Annotated in this window: 14 protein-coding genes and 1 pseudogene; 4 read left to right on the top strand and 11 right to left on the bottom strand. The window is 73.3% G+C overall.

Features of this window, described 5'->3' with window-relative positions; genetic code table 11:
- Positions 1–11: 11 nt before the first annotated feature.
- The 7 genes from IF28_RS0130055 to IF28_RS0130025 form a co-directional block, all read right to left on the bottom strand.
- Positions 12–2,507: an ABC transporter permease gene (locus IF28_RS0130055; RefSeq protein ID WP_030226770.1), complete on the bottom strand. Its 2,496-nt coding sequence runs from the start codon at positions 2,505–2,507 to the stop codon at positions 12–14.
- The gene (locus tag IF28_RS0130050) at positions 2,504–3,331 is read right to left on the bottom strand and encodes an ABC transporter ATP-binding protein (RefSeq protein WP_030226767.1); all 828 of its coding nucleotides are present in this window, start codon (positions 3,329–3,331) and stop codon (positions 2,504–2,506) included. Before IF28_RS0130050 ends, IF28_RS0130055 begins: the two co-directional genes overlap by 4 nt.
- A gap of 129 nt (positions 3,332–3,460) precedes the next feature.
- Positions 3,461–4,135, bottom strand: coding sequence for a response regulator (locus tag IF28_RS0130045; protein WP_030226764.1), 675 nt, complete (start codon positions 4,133–4,135; stop codon positions 3,461–3,463).
- Positions 4,132–5,352, bottom strand: a complete 1,221-nt coding sequence (locus IF28_RS0130040) for a sensor histidine kinase (RefSeq protein ID WP_030226761.1) — start codon at positions 5,350–5,352, stop codon at positions 4,132–4,134. The genes IF28_RS0130045 and IF28_RS0130040 overlap by 4 nt, the downstream gene beginning before the upstream one ends.
- A gap of 30 nt (positions 5,353–5,382) precedes the next feature.
- Positions 5,383–5,841, bottom strand: coding sequence for a universal stress protein (locus IF28_RS0130035; RefSeq protein ID WP_030226758.1), 459 nt, complete (start codon positions 5,839–5,841; stop codon positions 5,383–5,385).
- 124 nt (positions 5,842–5,965) lie between these two features.
- Complete coding sequence (locus IF28_RS0130030; RefSeq protein ID WP_030226755.1) at positions 5,966–7,456, bottom strand: hypothetical protein; 1,491 nt, start codon at positions 7,454–7,456, stop codon at positions 5,966–5,968.
- An 89-nt stretch (positions 7,457–7,545) separates the two neighbouring features.
- Positions 7,546–8,310, bottom strand: coding sequence for an SDR family oxidoreductase (locus tag IF28_RS0130025; RefSeq protein ID WP_030226752.1), 765 nt, complete (start codon positions 8,308–8,310; stop codon positions 7,546–7,548).
- 101 nt (positions 8,311–8,411) lie between these two features.
- Between IF28_RS0130025 and IF28_RS0130020 the strand changes: the two genes are divergently transcribed.
- A complete protein-coding gene (locus IF28_RS0130020; RefSeq protein ID WP_030226750.1) occupies positions 8,412–9,260 on the top strand; it encodes a helix-turn-helix transcriptional regulator in 849 nt (282 codons plus the stop codon).
- 77 nt (positions 9,261–9,337) lie between these two features.
- Here IF28_RS0130020 and IF28_RS0130015 read toward each other — a convergent pair.
- A pseudogene (locus IF28_RS0130015) lies at positions 9,338–10,450 on the bottom strand (MFS transporter); the annotation flags it as partial.
- 21 nt (positions 10,451–10,471) lie between these two features.
- A complete protein-coding gene (locus IF28_RS40035; RefSeq protein WP_030226745.1) occupies positions 10,472–11,377 on the bottom strand; it encodes a LysR family transcriptional regulator in 906 nt (301 codons plus the stop codon).
- 153 nt (positions 11,378–11,530) lie between these two features.
- Between IF28_RS40035 and IF28_RS0130005 the strand changes: the two genes are divergently transcribed.
- From IF28_RS0130005 to IF28_RS0129995, 3 genes are all read left to right on the top strand, one after another.
- A complete protein-coding gene (locus IF28_RS0130005; RefSeq protein ID WP_030226741.1) occupies positions 11,531–12,628 on the top strand; it encodes a tartrate dehydrogenase in 1,098 nt (365 codons plus the stop codon).
- Positions 12,625–13,575 (top strand): NAD(P)-dependent oxidoreductase, encoded by a 951-nt coding sequence (locus IF28_RS0130000; protein ID WP_234325378.1) that lies wholly within the window; start codon positions 12,625–12,627, stop codon positions 13,573–13,575. The genes IF28_RS0130005 and IF28_RS0130000 overlap by 4 nt, the downstream gene beginning before the upstream one ends.
- 114 nt (positions 13,576–13,689) lie before the next feature.
- Positions 13,690–14,094, top strand: coding sequence for a hypothetical protein (locus IF28_RS0129995; protein ID WP_030226734.1), 405 nt, complete (start codon positions 13,690–13,692; stop codon positions 14,092–14,094).
- Between the two features lie 42 nt (positions 14,095–14,136).
- Here the strand turns inward: IF28_RS0129995 and IF28_RS38230 are convergent.
- A protein-coding gene (locus tag IF28_RS38230; RefSeq protein WP_106982169.1) for an IS5 family transposase occupies positions 14,137–15,017 on the bottom strand; the annotation gives its coding sequence in 2 pieces (ribosomal slippage) (positions 14,137–14,657 and positions 14,657–15,017; 882 coding nt in all).
- Positions 15,018–15,070: 53 nt separating this feature from the next.
- Complete coding sequence (locus IF28_RS0129980) at positions 15,071–15,328, bottom strand: class II aldolase/adducin family protein (protein WP_030226731.1); 258 nt, start codon at positions 15,326–15,328, stop codon at positions 15,071–15,073.
- Positions 15,329–15,357 lie beyond the last annotated feature (29 nt).

Genomic DNA, 15,357 nt, shown 5'->3' with positions numbered 1-15,357 from the left:
GTCTCCATGGTCTAGGCCTTCCTGTCGCGCAGGGCCGCACGGGCGGGGAGGGTGACGGCGACGAGGCCGAGGGTCACCGCGGCCGCGGCGAACGCGGCGTACAGCAGCGGCGGTACGTGGGGGGACTCGCCGGTCAGGCCGCGCATCATCGGGGTGAGCGTGATCATGGCGATGGCGGTGCCCAGGACGACGCCCGCGGCCGAGACCAGCAGGCTCTCCCAGCCGAGCATGCGCAGCACCTGGCGGCGGGTGGAGCCGACGAGGCGCAGGGTGATCAGTTCGCGGCGGCGGTCCAGGACGGTCATCACCAGGGTGTTGGCCGCGGCGACGGCGGCGAAGCCGCCCAGGACACCGGCCATCACGTAGTTGGCCCAGGCGCCGAACTCTCGGTCCACGTTCCGCGCGAGGGCGTAGCCGGAGGCGTCGGTGACCTCGCCGAGCGCGCGGAGCGGCTCGGCGTCGCCGCCGCTGACCAGCAGGGTGCCGGCGAAGGGCGAGGTGACGTGGCCGTCCAGGGACGCGCGGTCCATGGTCACCGCGGGCAGGCCCAGGCCGCGGCCGTAGATCGCGACGACCTCCGGGGACGCCTTCGTGCCGTCGGGAAGGAGGAGGGCCAGTTCGTCGCCGAGTCCGGTTTTCGTGGCGGTGGCGAGGGTCGTGTCGATGGCGATACGGCCGGGTCCCAGGCGGTTCAGGCCGCCGTCGCGTACGTCCAGGTCCTGGACCTTCGCGAGCTGGGCGCCGGAGCCCGAGACGCCCTGGGTCGCCGTGCCCTGCAGCGACGTCTCGCCGCCGCTCCGGACGGGGACCAGCACCTGCGTGTCCAGCAGCGCCACGGCCGCGTCGACGCCGGGGGCGCGGGCGGCACGGGAGGCGGCGTCGGCGGGCAGGCCGGCCGGGCTGGTGACGACGTGGTCCGCGATGATGCCGTCGCGGAGCTGTTCCGAGGCGACGTGGCTCTCGCTGGTGTGCATGAAGACGAGCGTCGAGGCGAAGGCCATCGCCAGCACGATCGGGGTGATCGCCGAGGCCAGCCGGCGGGCGTTGGTGAGGGAGTTGGCGGCGGCCAGCGACGCGGAGGCGCCGCCGCCGCGCAGCAGCAGTCCGAAGAGCGCCGCGCACAGCCGGGCCAGGACCGGCCCGAGCAGGGCGACGGCCAGCATGAACAGCATGACGACGCCGAGGGAGGCGTTCGCGGCGTCGGAACCGGCGGCGGAGGCGGCGACACCGGCGAGCGTCGAGCCGCCGGCGACCGCGGCCAGCCCGAGGACCGTACGGACGACGCCCGGCCGCAGCCGCTCCACCGAGGCCTCGGCGAGTGCCTGCCCCGGCTTGATCCTCGCCGGCCTGCGCCCGGCCGCCCACCCGGCGCCGAGCGCCGTGAGCAGCCCCACGCCGACGGCGGCCAGCAGCGGGAACCCGGAGATGTGCAGGTCGACCGCTTCCGGGACGGCCCCGCGGTCCTGCATCTGCCCGAACCACCAGTGCGCCAGTCCGATGCCCGGCAGGCAGCCGAGCAGCCCGGCGAGCGGGGCGACGAGGAGTGCCTCGGCGGCGACCGCGCGGCGGATCTGGCGAGGAGTGGCGCCGACGGCGCGCAGCAGTGCGAACTCGCGGGTGCGCTGGCCGACGGAGAGGGCGACGGTGCCGGCGGCGGTGAAGACGGCGACCAGGGTGGCGATGCCGCCGAAGGAGCCGCCGACAGCGAAGAGGGTCTCCCTGGCGTAGGCCAGGCCGTGGTCCTCGACCTCGCCGCGGTCGTCTCCGGTGAGCGCCCGTGCTCCGGAGCCGGTGAGGGCTTTGCCGACGGCGGTGGCGAGGGTGTCCGGGTCGACGCCGTCGTCGGCCATGACGGCGATGGCGTCGGCCTTGCCGGGGTGCCCGGCCAGCACGGACGCCTCGGCGTCGGCGAACCAGGCCGTGGCTCCGCCGGTGGTGTCTCCCGGGCCGGCCTCGGCCAGCCCGGACACCCGGAAGCCGGTACGGCCGGCGGCCGTCTCCAGTACGACGGTGTCGCCGACCACCGCCTTCGCGGTACGGGCAGCGGTGGCGCCGAGGACGACCTCGCCCGCGTGCGGCGCGGCGCCGTTGGTCAGCGCGGTCCCGGTGAAGGCGTGCGAGCCCCAGCCGTGGCCGGTGAGCGCACTGGTGGCGCCCTGGCGGACCGGGAAGGTGACGTCGGGTACGGCGGTGGCCGCGCCCGGCACCGCGGCGGCCTTCGCCGCGAGCCCGGTGTCCACGCGGGCGGTGTCCGGGAGGGGGTACGCGGTCTCCTCGGGGCCGTCGACGGTGTCGGCGACGACGCGCGCGGACTGGTCGGCCGCCGCGACGACCGGCGCGTCCGCGTACCGCTCGGCCGGCACGGAGGCGCGCAGGCCGGTCTCCAGGAGGACACCGCAGGCCGCGACGATCAGCGCGGACATCATCAGTGCGACGAACGTGCCCGCGAACGAGGCGGGTTTGAAACGCACGGCCGCGCGGGCGAGGCCGTTGGGCTTGACGCTCATGCCGCCGCCCCCGCCCCGTCCATCGTCCGCGTACGGCCGGTGAGCGCGGTCATCCGCGCGGCGATCCGCTCCGCGGAACCACGCTCGAGCCGGTCGGCGAAGGCGCCGTCGGCGAGGAACAGCACACGGTCGGCCCAGGCGGCCGCGGCCGGGTCGTGGGTGACCATGACGACGGTGGCACCGAGGGTGTCCACCGCGTCGCGCAGCAGGCCGAGGACCTCGGCGGCGGTGCCGGTGTCGAGGGCGCCGGTGGGCTCGTCGGCGAAGATCACATCGGGGCCGGTGACCAGGGCGCGGGCGACGGCCACGCGCTGCTGCTGGCCACCGGACAGTTCGCCGGGCCGGCGCCGCGCCTTGTCGGCGAGCCCGACCTGGGCGAGCACCTCGGCGGCCCGGCCCCGGTCCTGACGCTGTCCGGCCAGACGCATCGGGAGCAGGACGTTCTGCTCCACGGTCAGCGACGGCAGCAGATTGAACGCCTGGAAGACGAAGCCGAGGCGGCTGCGGCGGAGTTCGGTGAGTTCGTTCTCGCTCATGCCGGTGATCTCCGTACCGCCGAGGCGTACGGTTCCCGCGGTGGGCCGGTCGAGTCCGGCCGCGCACTGCAGGAAGGTGGACTTGCCGGACCCGGAGGGGCCCATGACCGCGGTGAACGTGCCGTGCGGGAGGCCGAGTTCGACGCCCGCGAGGGCGTGCACGGCGCTCGCGCCACGGCCGTACCGCCGCCGGACACCGCGCAGTTCGACGGCGAGACCGGGGGTGGCGGCCGGTGCGGCCTCCGTCCGGTCGTCCGCCTTCTGTCGCCTGCCGCTGCGTAGCCTCATGTTCCGTCCTCTCGCACTGTTCTCCTGCTGACGAGGGAGAGAGTGCGGGGGCGGCCGGCCGCCGGGCGTCATACCCGGGAGCCAATGTGGGGGTGATACCCCGGTAGGGGGTGGAGGAGGCCGGGAGTCCTACTCGCCCGGGACCACCAGCCCCGACTCGTAGGCGAAGACGACCGCCTGGGCGCGGTCGCGCAGGTCGAGTTTGCCGAGGACGCGGCTCACATGGGTCTTCACCGTCTGTTCGGCGAGGACCAGCAGCGCCGCGATCTCCGTGTTGGACCGGCCGCGGGCGACCAGGGTGAGGACCTCGGTCTCGCGTTCCGTGAGGGCCTTGAGCCGCAGTGCGGGCTTGCGCCGGGCGGCGGGGCGCTGCTGGGCGAAGTCCGCGATCAGGCGGCGGGTGACGGAGGGGGCGAGCAGCGCGTCGCCCGAGGCCACGACGCGTACCGCCGCGATGAGGTCGGCCGGTGGCGCGTCCTTGAGCAGGAAGCCGCTGGCGCCCGCCCGCAGCGCCTCGTAGACGTAGTCGTCGACGTCGAAGGTGGTGAGCATCAGGACCCTCGGCCGGTGGGTCACGCCCTTCGGAGGGTCGAGGAGGCGGCGCGCGGCCTCGAGTCCGTCCATCTCGGGCATCCGTACGTCCATCAGCACGACGTCGGGACGGGTGCGCCGGCTCAGTTCGACGCCCTGGGCACCGTCGGGGGCCTCGCCCACCACGTCGATGTCGCTCTGGGCGGCCAGGAGGGCGGCGAAGCCGGCCCGCACCATGGCCTGGTCGTCGACGATGATGACGCGCGTCGTCACGTGAGGTCCTTTTCGGTGAGAGGGAGTTGCGCGGCGACCCGGAAGCCGCCGTCGGGCAGCGGGCCCGTGTCGAGGGTGCCGCCGACGAGCCGGACCCGTTCGCGCATGCCGACGAGGCCGTGCCCGGTGCCGCCGGTTTCGAGCGGGGCGGCGGGCGGCTGGGGCGGCGGCCCGTTGACGACGAGGACGGTGAGCCGTGCGCCGCTCTCCGACACGGAGACCCGGGTCGGGGCGCCGGGCGCGTGCCGGACGACGTTGGCGAGGGCCTCCTGGACGATGCGGTAGGCGGAGAGGCCGACCGTCTCGGGTACGTCGGTGTCGCAGGGGGTGAACTCCACGGGTGTGCCGGCCCTCGCCGTCGCCTCCGCCAGCTGGCCGATCCGGGTCAGGCCGGGCTGGGGCACGAGTTCGCCGTGCGTCTCCTCGTTCCGCAGGACGCCGAGGAGGCGTCGCATCTCGCCGAGCGACTCGCGCGCGGTCGCCGCGATGGAGGTGAACTCCTGTCGCACGTCCGGTGGCAGACCGTCGAGGCGGTAGGACGCGGTGTCCGCCTGCACGGTGATGACGGACATGTGGTGTGCCACCACGTCGTGCAGTTCGCGTGCGATGCGGGCGCGTTCCTCCAGCAGGGTCCGCCGGTCGCGTTCGGCCTCGCTGATGGTCTCCTGCTCGGCCAGCCGGCGCTGCACCTCGTACCGCTCGCGGAGCGCGGCGGCGAGCAGGAGGGCGACGCCGCCGAGGATGGTCAGCAGCAGGTTCCTGGCGCTGGTCCCGTGGGGCGCGACGAATCCCAGGCCGATGTTCGCGGCCGCGGTGGCCAGCCACACCCGTACCAGGGTGCGGCGCCGCTCGCGCAGGCCGAGGGCCAGGCAGAGGCCGATGTAGCCGACGATCTGCATGGGCGGGAACGGCCACAGCAGCCGCTCCTCGAAGTCGACGGTGAGCAGGGCGAGCGCCCCGGCCACGTCCGCGGCGAGGACGACGCACCAGGCCTGCAGGGGGCGTACGACGGCGAGGAGCAGCGGCGCGGCCTGGGCGACGGCGAGGGCGCTCGCGACACTGCCGTTCAGGCCGTAGTCGGCGGTGAGGACGACGATGGTGGTGGGCAGCAGGGCGACGCACAGCACGAACGCCGTGCCCCACGGCAGCAGCCGTACCCAGCGGCGCGAAGCCCCCGCGAGCAGGGCGCGCGGACGTTCCTCCTCCACCAGGGCCATGGTCACCACCCTACGTGCGGTGGCTGGACGTCATGACCCGCGTGGGCACCGCCGCTCGCGGACGATCACGACCGGGCAGTCGGCGTGCTGGGCGCGGTGCTGGGCGACGGAGCCCGGCAGCGGTCCGGCGAAGCCGCCGAGGCCCCGGCTGCCGATGACGAGGAGGGTCGCCTCGTGGGCCGCGCGGAGCAGCACGCTGGCGGGAGTGCCGTAGTGCACCTCGGCGCGGACGATCACCGGCGGCCGCGTGCCCACGGTCTGCTGGACGACTTCGTCGACGTCTTCCTGGGCGCGGGCTTTAAGCGCGGTCTCGTCGCTGCTCGACGGGGGGAGCCAGCCGCGCGCGCCGTGGAACTGCGGAAAGTCCCAGGCGGTGAGCGCCCGCACCTCGCCTCCGGTGAGCCGCGCGTGGCGGAGGGCCTCCTTCGACGCGTCGGAGCCGTCCACCCGGCCACGATGAAGTCCGCGGCCTCGCGCCCGATCAGCCATGGTCTCTCCTCGACGCCGCGTGGGGGACGACCGCTGGCCTTCGTGGTCCGCGACCGCCGCACTTCACCCTCCACCCTCGGCCCGACCGCCCCGGACGCGCAGCCCGGCGGCGACCGGGCGGTGGCTACGACGGTTCCGGGAGGGCGGACCGGATCTCCCGCAGGAGGGCGGGGTGGTCCTCGCCGTAGGCGGCGACGGCCGCGAACACCGCGTCGAGGGCGGCCCGCAGCGGGTCGGGTTCGGCGGCGCCGAGGAGGGCGGGGAGGGCCATGTGCGGCTGGGACATCCGCAGGAAGGGGTCGGGCTCGCCCTGCGTGACGAAAACGGCGTACGACGACCCCTCGCCGGACCGCGACACCGATGGACAGGACGCACTGCGCCACTCCCCCGCGCGGGCCGCGGGCCCCACGATCGGTGCGGGTGCCCGAAGGCCGGGCGCGGGGGTCTCGTCACGGGCGTGGGGGTGGGGCGCGGGGTCCGAAGCTCCGGCACGGGCGGCCGGCCCGGACTCGGGGGCCGCGGCCTCGCCTCGGGGGTATGACCTCGGCGCGGGGGCCGGGACTTCCTCGCGGGGGCGGGGGCGGGGGCGGGGTGCCGGGGTGCCGGTGCGGGCGGCCAGGCGGGCGGCCGGGGTCGGGCCGTCGGGGCGGGACGGCGGAAGCAGCGGGGGCAGGCGGGGCGGGACGGCTCGGGCGACGGTCCGAACGGGGACGTCGGGGTCGGATGCCAGGGTCCGCCACATCTCCTCGGTGTCGTCGAAGGGCGGTGGCAGCGGACGTCCCTCGATCAGCGCGGTGAGGCCTTCGGCGATCCAGCCGACCTCCGTGAGACCTGCCGTCTCGCAGGCGAGGCGCGCGGCCAGCAGGGCGGTCGCACGCTGGGCCTCGGGCCCTGCGGCGTCGATGGCGTGGACCAGGCCGGGGGCGAAGGCGACCAGTCCGCGCACATTGCCGCCGACGTCGCGCAGGGCCGGGCTGGGCGACCGGCCGCCCCACTGCCGCTGCTCAAGGGCGATGCGGCGCTCCTCCGCCGCCCGCTCCTCCGCCAGACGGGCCCGCAGCTCGGCCTCGGCGCGCTCGGCAGGGGTCGGAGGGGGCGGCTGCCGGCGGGCGTGATCGTGCCAGTACGCCGCGATCCGGGAGGTCTGTCTGAGGATGCGGTCCGGTGCGGGCGGGGCGGGCCAGAACTGCAGGAGGTACTCGTCCAGCCGGGGTTCCTCGCTCAGCCGCGTGTCCTCACGGTGTCCCGCGTCCATGCCCTTCGCGCAGTAGCGCACCCGGTAGTCGGTCTCCTCCAGCCCCAGCGGCCACGCGGCCTCGCCCGCCCATTGCACGAGAGAGCTGCTCGCCGAGAGGGGGCGGAAGGACGCCTCCACGGCGTCCTCCCACGCGGGGTCCGGCGGAGGGGCCTGATCGTGCACCTCGACGGTGAAGCCGACGTCGCCCGTGTGCAGCCCGGTGGTCAGCCACAGCGCGCCGGGTACCGCCGCCCCGCACAGCCCGGCGCCCTGTCCGGCGAACGCCTCCGCGAGGCCGGGGCCGAAACCGTCCGGGTCGCTCTCGACGTAGATCTGACCGTAGTGCACATGCACCTCGCCCGCGACCGGCCTGCGCACGGTGAACCCCCTCGGCTGTCGGAACCGCACCTGCCTCCGGCAGCGTACGGCGCGGCACTGACAACCCGTCACGGGCGCTTCCAGGCGGACTACTTGCCGTGCGGGTCGGCGCCGTTGAGCGTCGCGACGACCTGGTCGTAGTCCCCGCGTGCCTCGCCGTAGCGCAGGAACTTCACCCGCTCGACCTGGATCTCCTCGGCGTCGGGCCGGGTTTCGAGGAGGCCGACGGCCTCCTCGACGAACTCGTCGAGGGGCATGGCGAGTTCGTTGGTCTCCTGGCCGGGCAGCAGCGCGGTGCGCACGGACGGCGGTACGAGTTCCACGACCTTCACGGAGGTGCCGGCGAGCTGCAGCCGGACGGATTCGCTGAGCATGTGGATCGCCGCCTTCGACGCGTTGTAGCTCGGCGTGGCCTTGAGGGGGGCGAACGCCAGGCCGGAGGAGACGGTCATGAGGGTGGCGTCGGGCCGACCCCGCAGATGTTCGACGAACGCGGCGATGAGGCGGATCGGTCCGAGGACGTTCGTCGTCACCGTGGCCTCGGCGGTGGCGAGGAACGACGCGGGGTCGCGCCAGTCCTCGACGTGCATCACACCGGCCATGGTGACGAGGACGTTGAGGTCGGGGTGGTCGGCGAGGACCTGCTGTGCGGCGGCGGTGATGCTCGCGGCGTCGGTGGTGTCGATGCGTACGGTGTCGATGCCGGGGTGTTCGGCGGCGATCCGTTCCAGCAGTTCGGTGCGCCGGCCGCCGACGACGACGGTGTTGCCCCTGGCCTTCAGTTCCAGGGCGAGGGCGAGGCCGATGCCGCTGGTGGAGCCGGGGATGAAGACGGTGTTTCCGGAGATGTTCATGCACCGATCGTCGCCACTCCCCCGCGGCGGGGGCAGAGACCGGTTGTCGGGGGATCGGCGATCCCTGGCTGCGCCACCCGCGCCGGTCGATAATCGACCGTATGGACCGTACAGCTCTGGCCGACTTCCTGCGCCGCCGCCGCGAGGCGCTGCGGCCGGAGGACCTCGGCCTTCCCACCGGCGCCCGCCGCCGGACCCAGGGTCTGCGGCGTGAGGAGGTCGCCTCGCTCGCCGTGATGTCGACCGACTACTACACGCGGCTGGAGCAGCGGCGCGGGCCGCAGCCCAGTGAGCAGATGCTGGCCTCGCTCGCCCGGGCGCTGCGGCTGACGGGTGACGAGCGCGACTATCTGTACCGGGTGGCCGGGCACAACGCGCCGGCGTCGCTGTCGGCGTCCCCGCATGTCGCACCGGCGCTGCTGCGGGTGCTGGACCGGCTCGACGACACCCCGGCGCTGATCCTGACCGACCTGGGCGAGACGCTGGTGCAGAACCGGATGGCCGCCGCCCTGTTCGGGGACGCGTCGCGGCACACCGGGCCGGCGCGCAGCGCGATCTACCGCTGGTTCACCGATCCGGCGGACCGGCTGATCTATCCGGAGGCCGACCGGGACCGGCAGAGCCGCGCCCAGGTCGCGAACCTGCGTGCCGCCCATGGGCTGCGGGGTCCGCGCTCGCGGGCCGGTGAGCTCGTACGGACACTGCAGAGGGCGAGTGAGGAGTTCGCCGAGCTGTGGGCGCGGCACGAGGTGGCGCAGCGCTTCGAGGACCACAAGACGCTCGTCCATCCGGAACTCGGCCCGATCGAACTGGACTGCCAGGCACTGTTCACGGAGGACCAGTCCCAGACCCTGCTGGTGCTCACGGCTCCGCCGCGCACCGAGGGCCACGAGAAGCTGCAGCTGCTCGCCGTGCTGGGACTGGACCGCTTCACCGGGGCGGAACGCTAGGGGGTGTCGTTCGGACCGGGCCGGCTCCAGGCGGCGGCGCCCGGTCGGCGGCCCCGGCAAGATCCGGACGACAGCCTTCAGGGACGGCTCAGGGAGCGGTCGGCCGTGCACACCAGCAGGAAGGCGGCGGCCACGCCGAGCAGCAGCGCGGCCAGGTCGTGAAGTCCCGTGCTTGTCGCGCCCGTCGGGAAGACGAGGGCGTTGGCCGAGGCCGCGAGCAGCGCGCCCAGGTACATCGAGGTGCGCAGCAATCCGGCCGAGGACCCCATGCGGGCCGGGTCCGCCTGCGCGTACAAGGCGTTCTGGTTGGCCAGTCCGATGAGGCCCTGCGGGATGCCGGCCATTGCGGCGATCAGGACGAGCGGCCACGCCGGACTGTCCGCGTGCAGGAGCAACAGCGTGCCGCAGCAGAGGAGTTGGACTAGCGCGCCGGCGACGAGGTTGATGCGCGGACGCGAGCGGCGGCCGGTGAGCGCGGTGACGGCGACGGCGGTCACCGGTATCGGCAGCATCAGCAGGCCGGCCTCCGGTGCGCTCAGGCCCCGGCCTTCCTGGAGCCACTGGCCGAAGCCGTACAGAAAGGCGTACGACGTCGTGTACGCGAGGAGTTGGCGGCCGTAGGCGGCGAGCGGTGGGGCGTTGCCGCCGAAAACGCGCAGGTCGATGAACGGTTCGCGGGCGTTCAGTTCCCGGCGGGCGAAGAGCGCGCCCGCCGCCAGCCCGAGCACCGGCAGATACCAGTGTCCGGTGGCCGGCCGCATCAGGAAGAGGACGAACGCGGTCAGGGCGGCGGCGCAGAGCAGCATGCCCGCGACGTCGGTGCGCGTCCTCGGGACGCCGGTGAGGGGGGTGCGGGGCAGTCTTCGCGCTCCGAGGACGAGACAGGCGAGGGACAGCGGTACGTTGACGGCGAAGGTCAGCCGCCAGCCGCCGGCGCCGATCAGCAGGCCGCCGAGGGCGGGTCCGGTCACGGAGACGACCTGGTTGCAGATCGACAGCGTGGCGAGCACGCCGGCGGGGCTGTGCCGGCCCGTGCGTTCGGCTTCGGACCGCAGCAACGACATCGACGCCGGGTACGCCGCCGACGTACCGAGGCCGAGGAGGACGCGGGAGGCCACCAGCATCCACAGTCCGGGGGCGAGGGTGCCGAGCAGGCCGGCGGCTCCGGCGAGCGCGGTGCCCAGGAGGTAGAGGCGGCGCGGACGGGCTGTCTAATTGACCCCCAGTCGGCCCGGCAGCCCCGCGGCGAGGTGTTCGATCAGCTCGGTCACCCGGCGCGGGACGTGTCCGTCGTCCTCGTACAGGGCGTACACATCGGCCGCGGGTGTGGGGACACGGGGCAGGACCCGGACCAGCTCGCCGCTCTCGACATGGGGCCGGACATGCCACTCGGAGCGCATGATCACCCCTCTGCCCTGCAGTGCCCAGTCGGTCACGATGCCTCCGTCGTTGCTCGACAGGGAGCCGCGCACCCGCACCTGACGGACGTCACCTCCCTCCCCGAACCGCCAGAGCGCGTAGTCCCCCTCGTTCTCGCGCAGCACGATGCAGTCGTGGTGCGCGAGGTCCTCGACCCGCTCGGGTGTGCCGCGCCGTTCGAGGTACGACGGCGCCGCGCACGGCACGCGGCGGTTCTCCGCCAGCCGGCGCATCCGCAGGGAGGAGTCGGACGGGCTGCCGACGTGCACGGCCACGTCGAACTCCCGCCGGTGCGGCCGCAGGGGCAGCGCAGATGTGTGCAACTGCACCTCGAGGTGCGGGTGCCGCGCCGCGAACTGTGCGACGAGCGGGGCGACATGGTCGCGGCCCAGACCGAGGGTCGCCTGGACGACGAGCGAGCCCCGCAGCTCCCCGGAGCCCTCGGTGACGATGTCCTCGAGCTCCCGCAGCCGGGCGAGGATCGAGTCGAGCCCGCGCGCGTACAGCGTGCCCTCCGAGGTGAGTACCAGCCTGCGGGTGCCCCGCTGGACGAGACGGACGTCGAGGCGCCGCTCGAGCGCGCTGAGCCGCTTGCTGACCACCGGCAGCGAGCTGCCGAGCCGGCGCGCCGCCGCCGTGAGCGTCTCGCTGGCCGCCACGGCCTGGAAGAACCGCAGGTCGTCGATCGACGTGTTCATGCCGTGCCCGCCTCTCGCAGGGCTTTCCGCCAGGGAAAACCCATGTTGCCCGGTGACTCGTTGTGGCGGCTCACCCAGCGGTCGACAGTGGGAGTCCGCACAGGCCACCGGGTGTGCCGGTGTGCTCGGCGAGCAGAGCGAGGAGCAGCAGTCGTGTCACAGCGTTACCGTATCGCCGCCCTGCCCGGAGACGGCATCGGCAAGGAGGTCGTACCCGAAGGACTGCGGTGTCTGCGCGCCGCGGCCGACGCCTACGGCTTCGTCCTCGACGTGGAGGAGTTCGGCTTCGCCAGCGCCGAGTACTGGCTGCGGCACGGCGAGATGATGCCGAAGGACTGGCGTGAGGTGCTGGGCGGCTTCGACGCGATCTTCTTCGGTGCCGTGGGGTGGCCGGAGGCCGTGCCGGACCATGTGTCGCTGTGGGGCAGTCTGCTGCAGCTGCGGCGCGGGTTCGACCAGTACGTCAATCTGCGGCCGGTCCGGCTGCTGCGCGGGGTGCGCGGTCCGCTGCGTGACCACGGGCCCGGGGACATCGACTTCTACGTGGTGCGGGAGAACACCGAGGGCGAGTACTCCAGCATCGGCGGGCGCATCTTCGAGGGCACCGAGCGGGAGACGGTGCTCCAGGAGACCGTGATGACCCGCACGGGCGTCGACCGGGTGCTGCGTTACGCGTTCGAGCTCGCCGGCTCCCGCCCGGAGCGGCATCTGACGTGGGCCACCAAGAGCAACGGTATCTCGATCTCCATGCCCTACTGGGACGAGCGCGCGGCCGAGATGGCACTGCGGTATCCCCATGTGACCGCGGACAAGGACCACATCGACATCCTGGCGGCCAAGTTCGTGCTCCAGCCCGAGCGTTACGACGTCGTGGTGGCCAGCAATCTGTTCGGCGACATCCTCTCCGACCTGGGCCCGGCCTGCACCGGCACCATCGGTGTCGCGCCCAGCGCCAACATCAACCCCGAGCGCGAGCACCCGAGCCTGTTCGAGCCGGTGCACGGGTCGGCGCCGGACATCGCGGGACGCGGCATCGCCAACCCGGTCGGGCAGATCTGGAGCGGGGCGATGATGCTGGAGCACCTCGGCGAGACGGCGGCCGCGGCAGGGGTCCTCGCCGCCGTCGAGTCGGTCCTGGAGCGGCGGCCGGACGTGCTGACGCCCGACCTCGGCGGCACGGCGACGACGGCGGCGCTGGGTGCGGCGATCGCCGAACACATCACGTCCGGGCAGCACCGGAAGGAGGGATGAGCGTGCCGCGGGTCCTGGTCACGACCGACTATCTGCGCCCCGGCGACGAGGCGGACGCCTATCTCGTCGCGGCGGGTCTGACGACCCACCACGCGCCGATGGCCGGGCGGCACGGTCCGGAGGAGCTCGTGGCAGCGCTCGCCGGAGTGGAGGCGGCGCTCATCGGACACGACCCGATGACCGCCGATGTCCTCGGCCGGGCACCGGAGTTGCGCGTCGTGGTGCGCACCGGCGTCGGCTACGACTCCGTCGACGTCGGGGCGGCGGCCCGGCTCGGGATCAGTGTGAGCAACCTGCCCGGCATCAACGCGGGCGCGGTGGCCGAGTACACGATGGGGCTGCTGCTCGCCGCGGCGCGCCGGCTCGTCGAGAGCGCCGTGGGCGTGGCCGCGGGCGGCTGGCCCCGCGGTGACGGTCGGGAGCTGCGGGGAGCGACCCTCGGGCTGGTCGGCTATGGCGCGGCCGCCCGTGCCGTGGTGCCGCTCGCCCGGGCGTTCGGGATGGACGTCGTGTGCACGACGGGTGTCCCCGCGGGCCTGCGCGATGAGGGCCCGGTGCGTTTCGTGCCCTTCACCGAGCTGCTGGCCGTGTCCGACTACGTCTCGGTCCATACGGCGCTCACCGACCGGAGCCGGGGCATGTTCGACGCCTCCGCCTTCGCGCGCATGAAGCCGACGGCCGTGCTGGTCAACACCGCCCGGGGAGCCGTCGTCGACGAGCGGGCGCTCGCGGACGCCGTACGGAACGGCACCATCGCGGGGGCGGCGCTCGATGTGGTGGTGTCGGAACCGCTCCCGGCGGAGAGTCCCCTGCGGGGTGTCGAGGGGATCACCGTCTACTCCCATCTCGCGGGTCAGACCGCGCAGACCCGCCGGGCCGCCGGTCTGGCCGGCGCCGCCGAACTCGTGGCCGCGCTCCAGGGCCGGGCCCGTTTCGCCGTCACCTGACGGGCAGTCCCGCACACCGACGGCCGGGGGGCCGCCGACCGGGTCGGCGGCCCCCCGGCACTTGTCCGGCGCTAGGCACTGTCCGGCGGATCATGGCGATGGCAGAGTGTGTCTGTGAGCTACAGCATCTTCCTGCTCCGGTTCGTAGACGGCGAGGTTGTCGCGTTGGATGCCGAACAGTTTCGGCATGTGACGGAGCCGTACGTGGTGGCGGGTGGCCTGGAGGAGGGCTTCTCCCAGCTCCGCGCAAAGGACGGGGGCGAAGCCGACCTGTACCACGAGTCCCACGGCGAAAGTGGGATGCCGTGCGTGACGGCGACGCACTTTGCCCGTGGCGCGATGCTCGGCGTGCTCGCCGGGCTGGCGGAAGCCCTCGGAGCCTCAATCGTCCCCCAGGACGGTGGGGCACTGATCTTCGACGAGAAGGAGCGTCGTCATCTTCCTGCGGAGCTTCAGGGAAACGCGGTTGTCATAGCTCCCACAGAGGACGCGTTGCAGGCGGCATTCGACGCGCGCTGAGCGTTTCCGCCTCGGATCAGGGCGCCCATCCCGTCCTCCGGATCATGGGCGAAGCCATAGGCGGATGGTTGCTGCGGTGACGGTCCCGTGGAAGACATAGGCCCGCTTGTCGTAACGGGTCGCGACGGCCCGCGCGTTCTTGAGCCGGTTGATTGTCCGCTCGACCTCGTTGCGGCGTTTGTAGATCTCGCTGTCGAAGCCGGTGGGCCGGCCGCCCTTGCTGCCACGCCGTTTGCGGTTGGCCCGCTGGTCCTTTGGTTCGGGAATGGTGTGCTTGATCTGGCGCCTTCGCAGGTAGCGGCGATTGCGGCGTGAGCTGTATGCCTTGTCGCCACCGAGGTGGTCGGGCCGTGTTCGCGGCCGTCCGCCCTGCGGGCGCGGCACCCGGATTCGCTCCAGGACCTCGATCATCTGCGGTGCGTCACCCCACTGGCCCGGCGTGACCAGGAAGGCCAGCGGGCGGCATCCCCCTTCGCCGACAAGGTGGATCTTGCAGGTCAGGCCGCCCCGGGACCGTCCGAGTCCCTCGTCGGGGCGGTGGTGCCGGGGCGTCGTCCTTTTTTCGGGACGCGTGGCTTCTTCTTGCGTGCCCCGGCCGCGTGCTGATGGGCACGGCAGGACGTCGAGTCGACGCTGACCATGCTCCAGTCGATCCGGCCCGCCAGGTCGGCGTCGGCCTGGACGGCACGCAGGATCCGGTCCCACGTGCCGTCCGCCGACCAGCGCCGGTGTCGTTCATAGACGGTCTTCCAGCTGCCGAAACGCTCAGGAAGGTCCCGCCACGGTATGCCCGTTCGGACACGGAACAGGATCCCGTTGATCACCTGGCGGTGATCGTTCCAACGTCCGCCACGCTGTCCCGGCACCGGCAGATGCGGCGCCAGCCGGACCCACTCCGCGTTCGTCAGATCGCCCCGCCCCATGACGGGAACAACGAGCCAAAGGTCCGACAGTCACATGATCCGCCGGACAGGGCCTAGTCGAAGAGGTCGGGGTCGGTGCGCGAGATCTGTTCGAACAGGGCTGGAACTGGAACCAGCCCGCCGGCTCGAACCCCCAGCGCCCCGGCGATGCGGCGGCCCTCCTCGGGGTCGTCGGCCACCCCTGAGTAGTCCTCGTGGACGCCGTGGTCTTCGTAGAAGGCGCACACGTCCTGGGTGAGGGGTTCGAGTCGCTGGGTGGTGGCGGACAGGGCCTTGCCGCACACCGAGTGGCTGTGGGCGGCGCCGATCACGTCGGGGCGTGCCGTGCTTCGCGGAGTCC

The sequence above is a fragment of the Streptomyces sp. NRRL WC-3626 genome, from assembly GCF_000718785.1.
Taxonomy (GTDB): domain Bacteria; phylum Actinomycetota; class Actinomycetes; order Streptomycetales; family Streptomycetaceae; genus Streptomyces; species Streptomyces edwardsiae.
This window is presented reverse-complemented; position numbering and strand designations above follow the sequence as displayed.